At 72.8% G+C, this 10,884-nt stretch carries 8 protein-coding genes and 1 pseudogene; 1 reads left to right on the top strand and 8 read right to left on the bottom strand.

What is annotated here, in order from left to right:
• A partial coding sequence (locus tag ACZ38L_RS16140; protein WP_465693358.1) for a putative Ig domain-containing protein occupies positions 1-406 on the top strand: 406 nt, incomplete at its 5' end.
• Positions 407-730: 324 nt separating this feature from the next.
• Here the strand turns inward: ACZ38L_RS16140 and ACZ38L_RS16135 are convergent.
• The 8 genes and pseudogenes from ACZ38L_RS16135 to ACZ38L_RS16100 form a co-directional block, all read right to left on the bottom strand.
• A complete protein-coding gene (locus tag ACZ38L_RS16135) occupies positions 731-1,171 on the bottom strand; it encodes a hypothetical protein (protein ID WP_465693355.1) in 441 nt (146 codons plus the stop codon).
• A gap of 612 nt (positions 1,172-1,783) precedes the next feature.
• Positions 1,784-4,090, bottom strand: a complete 2,307-nt coding sequence (locus ACZ38L_RS16130) for a heavy metal translocating P-type ATPase (RefSeq protein ID WP_465693353.1) — start codon at positions 4,088-4,090, stop codon at positions 1,784-1,786.
• Positions 4,087-4,377 carry a hypothetical protein gene (locus ACZ38L_RS16125; RefSeq protein ID WP_465693351.1) on the bottom strand — a complete coding sequence of 97 codons (291 nt, stop codon included), beginning with the start codon at positions 4,375-4,377 and terminating at the stop codon, positions 4,087-4,089. The genes ACZ38L_RS16130 and ACZ38L_RS16125 overlap by 4 nt, the downstream gene beginning before the upstream one ends.
• Positions 4,378-4,544: 167 nt before the next feature.
• Entirely contained in the window at positions 4,545-5,288 is a 744-nt protein-coding gene (locus tag ACZ38L_RS16120) for a DUF5134 domain-containing protein (protein ID WP_465693349.1), read from the bottom strand.
• Positions 5,285-6,334, bottom strand: a complete 1,050-nt coding sequence (locus ACZ38L_RS16115) for a hypothetical protein (protein WP_465693347.1) — start codon at positions 6,332-6,334, stop codon at positions 5,285-5,287. The genes ACZ38L_RS16120 and ACZ38L_RS16115 overlap by 4 nt, the downstream gene beginning before the upstream one ends.
• Positions 6,335-6,811: 477 nt before the next feature.
• Positions 6,812-7,648, bottom strand: a complete 837-nt coding sequence (locus tag ACZ38L_RS16110; protein ID WP_465693368.1) for a hypothetical protein — start codon at positions 7,646-7,648, stop codon at positions 6,812-6,814.
• Positions 7,561-8,058, bottom strand: a pseudogene (locus ACZ38L_RS16105) (hypothetical protein); the annotation flags it as partial. The gene ACZ38L_RS16110 and the pseudogene ACZ38L_RS16105, both read right to left, overlap by 88 nt.
• A 147-nt stretch (positions 8,059-8,205) precedes the next feature.
• The gene (locus ACZ38L_RS16100; protein WP_465693345.1) at positions 8,206-10,323 is read right to left on the bottom strand and encodes a hypothetical protein; all 2,118 of its coding nucleotides are present in this window, start codon (positions 10,321-10,323) and stop codon (positions 8,206-8,208) included.
• Positions 10,324-10,884: the final 561 nt, after the last annotated feature.

Below are 10,884 nucleotides of genomic sequence, written 5' to 3'. Positions count from 1 at the left end.
CGGCTCGGTCAACGTCCCGGTCACCGTGCCGAGCGGAACCACCGTCAACGGCGCCGCCTTCGGCCAGTCCTACGGCGGCACCCTGTCCGCCTGGACCCCGATCGGCGCCGGCTCCACGACCACGCTCACCATCAACACCGCTCCGGCCATCACCAGCCCCTCCCACGCGGCCGTCACACTCCTCACCCCGCTCACCTTCACCATCACCAGCACTGCCACCACCCCCACCACCACGATCACCGAGGCTGGCACCCTCCCCGCAGGCCTCACCTTCACCGCCGCGAGCAACAGCACCGCCACCATCACCGGCACCCCACGACTGCCGGGCACCTACCACCTCACCCTCACCGCAAAGAACACCGCCGGCACCACCACCCAGGCCTTCACCATGACGGTGAACGCCTGACAGCAGACCGGCGAGCACCAGCGCGGTAGAGGATGAGCCACCGGGGGTGTGGCGCCGACCCACTACGGGCCGGCGCCACACCCTCGACACACCACACACCCACACCCGGCCGCCATCGGACCGGTGCCGCCGCCCGGGAACAACGCAACACCCGCACAGGAGCAACCGGGCGAGGTAAGCAGGCGACCGGGCCGGCCGCCCGGGACCGTTCTCACCGGCCCCGGCGAAACTCAGCAGCCGTCAGGGGCGGTTCCCACCGGGTGCCGTCACAGGGATCACAGGTCACGGGTCAGCGCGTCTACCAGGGGGAACAGCCTGTGACGGTCATAGGTCACAGGTGCAGGAGCGCCGCCACCAGGAGGTGCCGGCCTTCGGCTGGGGCGTGGCCGTGCTCTCGGCGGCCGCCCGCACCCGTTCCCGTTCCGCGCGCCGCTGGTCGGCATCGGGCTGGCGGCAGAAGTCGCACAGCCCGTCGTCCCAGGCGTCGGCGCGCTGCCACCGGGCGTCGGTGAACTTCGACGAGCAGCGGGTACAGGCCGGGCGCAGCCGCTCGCGCTCGGCCGTCTCCCGGGCCTGGCGGGCGGCACGGGCGGCTTCCCGCTGGAGGGCGGGCAGTCGGTCGCCGTCGGGGTTGTCGGGCGCGCCGGTGAGGCTGTGTGAGTCGTCGCGGCCGAATTGCCGCCAGATCGGCGCGTTCGCGCCGTGGGCTTCGAGTAGCTGCAGGGTGGTGGCGACCACCGGCGGCTGTGCCGTTCGGAAACTCATCGCTGCTGGTCAGGCCGCATACCGGTACGCGTTGATGACGCCGTCGAGCGTTCGGGTGCGCAGGAGCCGGTGAGCAGTCGGGGCGGTCACGGGCGCCGGGTGCTCCCCGGGCGAGGGGAGGGAGTCGTCCCGAGCGTGGTGCGGGCGACGGTGGTTGGGGTGCCGGGTGTAGGCGTTGAGGACCCGCCGGGCGTGGGGCTCGTTCCATATCAGGATTTCAGGCCGCTTCGCGGTCTCCTCGGGGTCAGAAATGGGGCGGGGCGCCCAGCAGCCCGTTGCTTCTGTGATGCGGTGAGCTCGATAGTCAGGATGGTGCTGGGAACTGCTCGGGTACCACCGTTTGTGTCGCGGCGGCATTGCCGTCCAGAGCACGCGTGTCAGCCTCATCACTTCCCCTCGCTTCCACGGGCGCCCCACGAGAGGGCGAAGTACGCGGTTCGGGAGGGTGATTGGCATGGCACGGCAAGACGTCAAGGACGAAGTCATCTACCTGAGGGCAGCGGGAGTGGACATCGGCAAGCGGTTCGTGGTGGCCTGCGTGTGGGTCCCGAGCGAGGCCCGAGCCGGCTCCGGTGAGCGCCGCGCGGTACGTGTTCGGCCATGGGTGTCGCCTCACAGCGCGGGGCGGCTGCTCTTGCCGGTGCCCTGGTGGCCGGTTCGTGCGGGGGCTGGTTCCCAGGTGCGCAGGCGCAGGCTGTTGGCCACGACCAGGACCGAGCTGGCGGACATGGCGGCGGCGGCGAGCATCGGGTTGAGCCAGCCGAGTGCCGCGAGCGGGATCAGAAGCAGGTTGTAGCTGAACGCCCAGGCCAGGTTGGTGCGGATGGTGCCCAGGGTGCGCCGGGCCAGGCGCACCGCGTCGGGGACCGCTTCGACGTCCCCGCGGACCAGGGTGATCCCAGCCGCGCCGATCGCTGCGTCGGTGCCGGTGCCCAGGGCGATGCCGAGGTCGGCGGCGGCGAGGGCGACGGCGTCGTTGACCCCGTCCCCGACTACCGCCACGACGTGACCGGCGGCCTGCAGGTCGGTGATGACCTGGGCCTTGCCCTCGGGCGAGACCCCGGCGTGCACTTCGGTGATCCCCAACTCGGCGGCCACCGCGTGCGCCGCACCCGGCTGGTCCCCGGTGAGCAGGACCGTGCGCAGGCCCAGTCGGTGCAGGCGGTGGACGGCGCGGTAACTGCCGGGCCGGGCGCGGTCGCCCACGGCCAGGACCGCTGCGGGCCGTCCGTCGACTTCGGCCAGCACCGCCGTGTGGCCTGCCCGGTGTGCGGAGTCCAGGGCTGTGCGCAGCTCGGCTGTCAGGTCCTCGTGCAGGTCAGGGCGGATGACGCGGACGCGGTGGCCCTCCACCTGGGCGGTGACGCCGACCCCGGTGGTGGCGTGGAAGTCCTGTGCTTCGGGCAGAGGATGGTCGTTGTCGGCCTCTCGTCGGGCGGCGGCGGTGATCGCGTGGCCGACGGGGTGTTCGGAGCGCTGCTCGGTGGCGCCGGCCAGACGTAGCACTGTCCGGCTGTCGTGCCCCGGAGCCACCGTGGTGGTGATCAGTTCCATTCGACCGGTGGTCAGGGTGCCGGTCTTGTCCAGGACCACCGTGTCGACCCGGCGCAGCCGTTCCAGGGCTTCGGGCCCACGGACCAGGATGCCGAGTTGGGCTCCGCGTCCGGTCGCGGCCAGCAGCGCGGTGGGGGTGGCCAGGCCCAGGGCGCAGGGGCAGGCGACGACCAGGACCGCGACGGCGGAGGTGACCGCGTCCTGGGGGTGTACGCCGGTGCCCAGCCAGAAGCCGAGCACGCAGACCGCGACCACCAGCACGGCCGGGACGAAGACGCCGGCCACCGTGTCGGCGAGGCGCTGGGCGCGGGCCTTGCCTGCCTGGGCGTCGGTCACCAGGGCGGTGATCCGGGCGAGTTGGGTGTCGGCGCCGACGGCGGTGGCGCGGATGACCAGGGTGCCGCCGATGTTGAGGGTCGCCCCGGTGACCCGGTTGCCGGGCCCGACCTCGACCGGGACGCTCTCCCCGGTCAACAGGCTCAGGTCCAGTGCGGAGCTGCCCTCGACCACGACACCGTCGGTGGCGACCTTCTCGCCCGGGCGCACCACGAACTCCTGTCCGGGCAGGAGTCGGTCGACCGGGACGCGGAACTCCGTACCGTTATCGCGCACGCACACGTCCTTCGCGCCCAGCTCGGCCAGGACCCGCAGCGCCGAGCCGGTCCGGGTGCGGGCCCGCCCCTCCAAGTAGCGTCCACACAGGACGAACAGCGGCACCGCGACCGCCGCCTCCAGGTACAGGTGCGTGCCAGCGGCGTCAGCGGTCAGGAAGAAGCCCATCCGCATCCCCGGAGCGCCCGCGCCGCCGAGGAACAGGGCGTACGCAGACCAGCCGAAGGACGCGGCCACCCCCAGGCTCACCAGGGTGTCCATGGTCGCGGCCCCGTGGCGCAGACCGGCCCAGGCGCGGCGGTGAAACGGCAGCGCGCCCCAGGACACGACCGGCACCGCCAGCGCGAAGCACAGCCACTGCCAGTTGCGGAACTGCAGACCCGACAGCATCGACAGCACGATCACCGGCACCGCCAGCGCGGCCACCCCCAGCAGTCGGCGCAGCTGATCGTCGCCGTCGTCAGGGGCAGCCGCTCCGGGCGGCGGTGTGCTGGTCGTGGTGGCCTGGGCGGTGTATCCGGCGTGTTCCACCGCCGCCACCAGGTCCGCCACCGGCACGGTGGGCGGGTGCAGGACCCGGGCCCGGCCGGTCGCCAGGTTCACCCCTGCGGTCACGCCCTCCAGCCGGGCCAGCCGCTTTTCCACCCGCGCCACACAGGCCGCGCAGGTCATCCCGCCCACGACAAGATCCGTCGTCACAATCCTTACGGCCGGTGCGCCTTGGGCCGGGGTCCCGATGGGATGCACGGTCATCGCGTCGCTCCCGCGACACGCACGGGCACCGGAGCGGCGAGGCCGTCCGTGGTCATCCCGGCCATCCCCGGCATGCCGGGCATGCCCGGCATGGAGCCTCCTCCGTGACGTCCCGGGCCCACGGACACCGGTCCGACCAGGCGGCCGGCCCCGAATGAGACGGCGAACAGTGTGCAGAGCACCACGGCGAAGCCCAGCAGGACCCGCCAGGGCGCCGAGCGGCCGGCCGGGGTCGGCAGGGAGTTGGCTGCGGGCACCGGGCGCGCGGATCGGAGAGTGAGAGGCATGCGGGACAACTCCAGGTCAGGAAAGCGCGGTGTACCGGCGCGGGCGCGACGGGGTTTGCGGACATCGCGACAGCACAGGGGGCAGGGTGAGAGGGGCCGTGTGAGGGCGGCCGGGTCGGCGGACCGGGCGACGGCGAGTACCGCCGCCCGGTCCGCCGAACTGCGGCCTACAGCATGATGATCAGCAGGTAGGCCATGGTGACGCTCATGACGACGTCACAGCAGTTCGCGCCGCGCGGAGCCAGGAGTCCACGGACGGTGCGGTGGACATGCGAGCCGCTGTCGCCGACTCCGGTTCCGGCTCCGTCAGCAGCAGGCGGCTCGGCGATCTCCGGGGCATCGACGACGCGTGCCGCACGTCCCTCCCCGGCCACCCCCGACTCGCGTCCGTGTCCGGTGCTCCGCAGAGCTGACGCAGGCAGCAGGGTGGTGCGGTCGAGGACCGATACCGCGTAGCCGAAAAGGACCAGCGCCAGCACCAGGGCGAGGGTCGGGTACCGTGCGTCGCCGGCTATGGAACCGCCCATGCCTCCGCCCGACCCCGAGCCGCCAGTGGCGGCCGGCTGGGCCAGGTACATGTAGAGCATCGCGCCGGATAGGACCAGGTGCGCCAGGTGGTGCCCGACCGCCTGCCGGTCCACCTGGTCGGCGCGCCGGGCCAGGACCACCCGGGCGGCGAACCAGACGGTCGTCAGCGCGAACACGGCCTCCCAGACGGTGTTGCCCAGCGGGTTCAGGCGTGGCACCAGCATGCCCGCCATCGCCACCCCCATCAGCAGGTGGACGGCGTCGATGTCGTGCTCGACGTGGCGGTGCCACAGCCGGGCGATGACCAGGCGGCCGGCGCAGTACGCGGCGGTCACCAGCATGATCACGGCGAAGCTGTCGGCGAGCCAGGAGGGGCTGGTCATGACATCGTCCTCTCGGCGTTCAGGTCGGCTGCCGTGCCCTCGGTGCCGGGGAGGGCTTCCCGGGCCGCCACATTCGGCGGTGCGGCGGCTCGACGGGGCCTGCTGAGGGTCGGCCAGTAGGCGAGGGCCAGCAGGGCCAGCAGCGGGCCGGAGTTGGGGTCCGTACCCTGCCGGCCGAACACCCCGCCCAGGGCCTCGCCGACCACCCAGATGACGGCGCAGACCACCAGCGCCACCACGATCAGTACCCGGGCAACCGGCTTGGGCAGCAGCACCGCCACCGCGATCAGGGCCAGCACCACGCCCAGTGCGACCGAGAAGGCAAGACCCCGGTGCGCGACCAGCGCGGCGGAGTGGTTCATGACCGCGCTCAGCCAGTCGGGCTGGCCCTGGGCCATGGCCGCGATCATGTCGTGCAGGTCCTGTGGCCCGGTGTTGGCCGCCAGCGTGAAGTACGCCAGGCTCCCCCACAGCATCAGCCACAGCACCCGCGCGGCGGTGACGCCCACGGCGCGGGCTGCCTCGAAGGGTCCGTCCCGGTCGGTCGGCCACAGCAGGACCGCGAGCAGTGCGTACAGGACTACCGCGCCCGGCGCCCCGGACACGGGGCTGGCGGAGCCGGTGAGCACGCCGCCGAGGCCCTCGCCGAACCACCACACCGCCAGCGCCCACGCCACGGACGCGGCCAGTGCGGCGCGGACCGTGGGCCGCCAAGCGATGGCCAGGCCCAGCAGCGTCTGGATGAGGGCGAACGCGGCGTTGGTTCCCACCGGGTGGTGCGCGATGATCCCCGCTGCCCAGGTGATCGAGTGCTCCACCACAGTCGGGTTGCCCTGGGCGGTGGGCACGATGATCTGGGTGGCGAACGCCTTGGTGAACATGAACGGCTGGAACTGAAGCACCCCGTCCAGCAGCCAGATCGCCGCCAGCCCCAACTGCAGCAGCCGGCGCACGTCGGCTGCCTGGTGCCCGCTCACGCGTTCGGCCGGGGTGTGGCGCAGCAGCCACCAGGCGGTACCGCGACCGCCCGCGACGGTCTCACTCATCTTCGCTCCCCGGGCGGGACGCGCAGGTTGCCGTCGCGGGACGGCCATCGGGGTGGTGGGAGGGTTCGCGCCCAGTGGGCGCGCGGAAGTCGGTCACAGCAGGAGTCCTCACGCAGTCATGTAGCCGGTCCGCAGGAGCGGTGTCCGGCTCAAGGGATCGCGGACACGCCCGGCCGCCGGGGCATTACCCGGACACAGCTGGGTCGGCGGCCTGCCGCCTACACCCTCGGCGAGGCGCAGGGCCTGGCCGCGGGGCGTGTCTGGATCGCGGGGCCCACCGACGCCCCGGCTCGCCCGCGGGGATACGCGGGGCGCCGGCTCGGCGGGCACACACCATCGCCACCCGTCGCGTCCCCGCGCGGACCCGCGCCCGGAACGGCCCACGGGAACACGCGTCCGGACCGCGTCCGGGCACGCTCGGGAGACCGTCCTCACGAGGCGTTCAGATCAGCGCACGGTGGAGACGTGACAGGGTGTTCAACCAGCGACGGGACATGGCGGAGGACCCCGCCGAATGACCACGTGCAGCAGGGCGCAGCGGCCGGTCTGCGGCAGCAGCCAGGTGCCGTCCAGCCGTCGTGCGGGAGCAGGCGGCGTCCACAGGCCACGGAGGAAGTCCAGCACCAGCAGGGCCAGCCGCAGCAGGTAGCCGACTGCCACCGCGCCCATCGTGCGGAGCAGGGAGAACGCTGCGGCTTCCCCGCGGCGCAGCCACCAGGCGCTGAGCAGCCCGGCGATGACATGCGCGGCCACCATGGCCCACATGCCGTGGCCCATGACGCCCATGCCCATGCCTGCGCCGGTGGCCGTGCCCATCGGCATGGACGCACTCATCCCGGGCATCCCGGCCATGGAGTGCGAACCCATCGACATCGCCAGGGACATCGAAGCGGATCCCGCAGGGGCGTGCGCGGCCAGCGCCGGGTCCAGCCCGACCGACCGCAGCAGCGCCTCCACGTTCATCCCCGGCGGCAGCGCCGCGCCGCGCTGCCCCGACAGGCACAGCAGCGCGGCAACCCACAGTGCGGCCGCACTCGTGGCGGCCGGGGCGGCCTGAGTCGTGGCCTGGGTCGCGGAGAAGAAGAAGTGCAACCCCAGCTCACTGGCCAGGACCGCGCTCGCGATGCCGAGATAGGAGCACTCCCGTCCGGTCAGCCCCATGGCCACCGCGAACAAACCCGCGAAGCCAACCACGAGTGCCCAGGCCGGGATCCCCCGAGACGACATCATCGCGTGGCCGAACGCGGACAGCACCAGGCACACCGCGGCGAAAACCGCGGCACGCAGCAGACGCAGATCCGATCCAAGCGGCACAGCTCACCATGCTCCCACCCGTTGGACGATCGCTGATACCTGGGGTAGCCGAAAGTCCCCGGGAATGTCATGAGAATTCGGCTCTGACCCGTAATCGGTGGTAACGGGCTGTGATTCAGGTGAGGAGGATGCGGTGGCGGAGGAAGGTTAAACCGGCGGTCGGTGCATTCGGCGCGCACAGTGCGTATCCACCGTTCCGCGAAGGCGTTCGAGCGCGGGCTCTGCGGCGGGGTCGGGATCGCCGTCGTGCCGTCGCCGGCGAGGACAGCGTCGAAGGCGGTGGTGAACTTCGCGTCGCGGTCGCGGATGAGGAACCGGAACTCGCCGGCTCGGTCGCCCAGGTCCATCAGCAGGTTCCGGGCGAGCTGGGCCACCCACTCCCCCGTGGGATGCGTTGTGACACCGAGCATGCTGCGCCCCCAGCTCGGCAGCTGGCGGAACCGACCCCGCGGTGCTTCCCCGCGAGCAGGCTCCCGCGCTGTACGCCCTGGTCGACCGCATCGCGGACGAGCCAGCCGCGGCAAGCCGGCGGTTCACCGCACCCCAGCCTCCGCTGGTCAGCGGCGTCGACGGCGGCGCCCGGTGCCCCACCCCTGGCCCACGGCCCGGCGGGCGCGGACGGAACGCAGGCGTCCCAGTTGCGCGCCCATCATCCGGTCGCGGCGCAGGGGTTCGAAAACCAGGGAATGCAGCTCGGCCGTGCCCTCCTGATCCGGGTGTCCGACGGCGAGGACCGCCGCCGCCATCGCGTCGACTTCGTCGGGGGCGAGCTGCCGGATCGCTGCCAGCACGGCGTCGACGCCGGTGGCCTCCAGCGCGCGGAGCAGCGACTCGGCCATGACGAGGGTGTGTTCGCGGCCGCTCAGCCGCTCCGGGTCCAGGACGTCCTTCTCGGCGAGCAGGTTGAGGACCGCGGGCGCGAGCCACGGGTCGCTGCGCGCGGCGGTCAGCAGAGCGTCACGGCCCTCGTGCGGCAGCGCGTCGTAGAGGACGTCGAGCGCGGCCGAGAGCCTGCTTCGGAAGGGGACCGCGCGCAGGCCCGCCGTCAGTGCGTCGAGCGCTGCCGGACGACTCGGGTGCGTGGCGAGCCAGCCCTCCAGCTCCTGCTTCGCCGCGTTCGCCGGGTAGTGCTCGGCCAGGACACCGAGCAGCTCCGCTGCGGGTGCGTCGCGCAACTCGCCGATCAGCGGTGCGTCGCGGCCGGATTCGAGGAGCCTGGCGCGTACGGCCCAGGTACCCAGCGGGCTGAGGTTGAGCAGGTCGACCGGGCCCTCGGTCAGCTCGGCCCGCAGCGCGGCGGCTCGCTCCTGCGAGAACCCGTCGACTGACGGATCGTCCCCGTCGGCCGAACCGTCAGGCAGGTCCAGGTATGCGGGGTCCGCTTGGCCCGTGCGCAGCTCGACCGCACCGAGCCGCTCCCACAGGCGCACGACCCGCCACAGGTCGGCGTCGGCCTGCCGCAACCACCATGTCTCCCGTTCCCCGGGCGTGTCGTCCAGGTCGAAGGCGGCACGGTAGTGCAGGTGGACGGAGGCGCGCAGGCTCGGCCACGGCATCGACGCCGGCAGGCTGTACAGCGAAGCCTCGACGTCGTCGAGCACGCCCTGGTACAGCTCCCACAGCATGGACGGCCGGGTCCAGCCGCCGCGGTTCAGCAGCGGGTCGCGCAACTCGTGGACCGCTTCGAAGGCGCGCCGCCAGAGCGCGAGCGGGTCGGCCAGCAGCGGGGCCGCCTTGGCGACCGGCAGCAGACGTCCCTTGACCACCCGCACCACGCGCACCTTCTTCGCCCACTCGAACAGCAGGTCCAGCCCGCCCAGTTCTGCGCTCGAGCGCGTGCGGTGGACCGTGCCGTCGACCACCGGGTCCACCACGTCGCCGGTCTCCAGCAGCGGCACCAGCTCCCGGGCGTCGGCCAGCCGCAACCTGCCCGTCCCGGTCAGCACCCGCCCTGCGGGCGCGGCCTGCTCGGTCCACCGGACCAGCGCGCGCAACTGCCCGACCACGGGTGAGGCTTCGGCCGCCACGGCGAGCTCGGCCGAGGCGGGCAGAGCGACCGGCAACTGCGGCATCGCACGCTCCGCCGGACCGGTGAACCCGCCACCGAGGCCGAGGGCCGTCGTCCGGCGCCGCATGATCCGCTCGACCAGTGCCTCGTCGTACGGCACCCGGCCGCCCCGGACCCGGTCGATGAACCGCTGCATCGCCGCCGCGTCGTGGATGTCCACGCCGTGCTCGGCGGCGGCGGTGGTCCAGAACTTCGCGATGCCCCACCGCTCCCGGTCTGCCATCGCGGCCGGGTAGTCGGCCGCAGCCGCCGCGACCGCGGCTCGGTTCTCCGCTGCGGAGCCACCGCGCGGATCGCGCAATCCCGACTGCACCAGGAAGTCCAACAGCGCGTCCAACGTCCCGGGGCCGTCCGGCAGCGGCTCACCCGGCAAGACGGTCAGCTTGGCCGGCATCCACTCCAGCAGGAACTCGGTGACCAGCGCGGGCGTCCACAAGGCCAGCCGCCCGTCCCTCGTCGCGGAGTTGCGGTAGTCCCAGGCCGCCTCGGCCACCCACGGATCGAGGTCACGGCCGTTCCGGCCCGCCCACACCCCCGAACGCCGCACCAGGAGTTCCTGGGAGGCCAGGAACTCCTGCTCATCCTCGGGGGCGAAGAACGTACGCACGGTGCGAACCCATCTCTCTGCGAAGCCAGGCAGCGCCACGCTACCCGGCCATGGGAGCCACGGACCGCCCGGGACCACCGCCGCCGGCCACGGGCACCGTCCCGGCCCACCTCAGCAACGTGCGGCCTGTGAGTGCCCTGCGGGGCGGGAGCCTCCAAACTCACGCCAGTGGGTGAAGCTGGAGGCCACCGGCTCGCAGAGCCGGACTCGTTGCTGCCAGCATGCCGTACCAGGCGGGCACAGCGCGCCACAGGCCGGGGCTCAGTGCCGCAGCGCAATCACCTGCCGCACCACCAACCGCCCCGAACGACCAGCCATGTTCTCTGATCTCCTGCCCAGCACTCGACCGACGACTACGGCAAAGCCAGCTCACCCCGCACCATCGGCGTGTGCGCATGGGTTGTGTCCGGCCTCGGACACCGAATGTGAGCCCACGGGTTCCCGGGAAGTGGGGGGGGGGGGGGGGGGGGGGGAGGGGGGCCCCCTCTCGTGCAGCAGGGGGGGGGGGGGGGGGGGGGGGGGGGGGGGGGGGGGGGGGGGGGGGGGGGGGGGAGCGGGGAG

Source organism: Kitasatospora sp. NPDC024654 (assembly GCF_055559155.1).
This window is presented reverse-complemented; position numbering and strand designations above follow the sequence as displayed.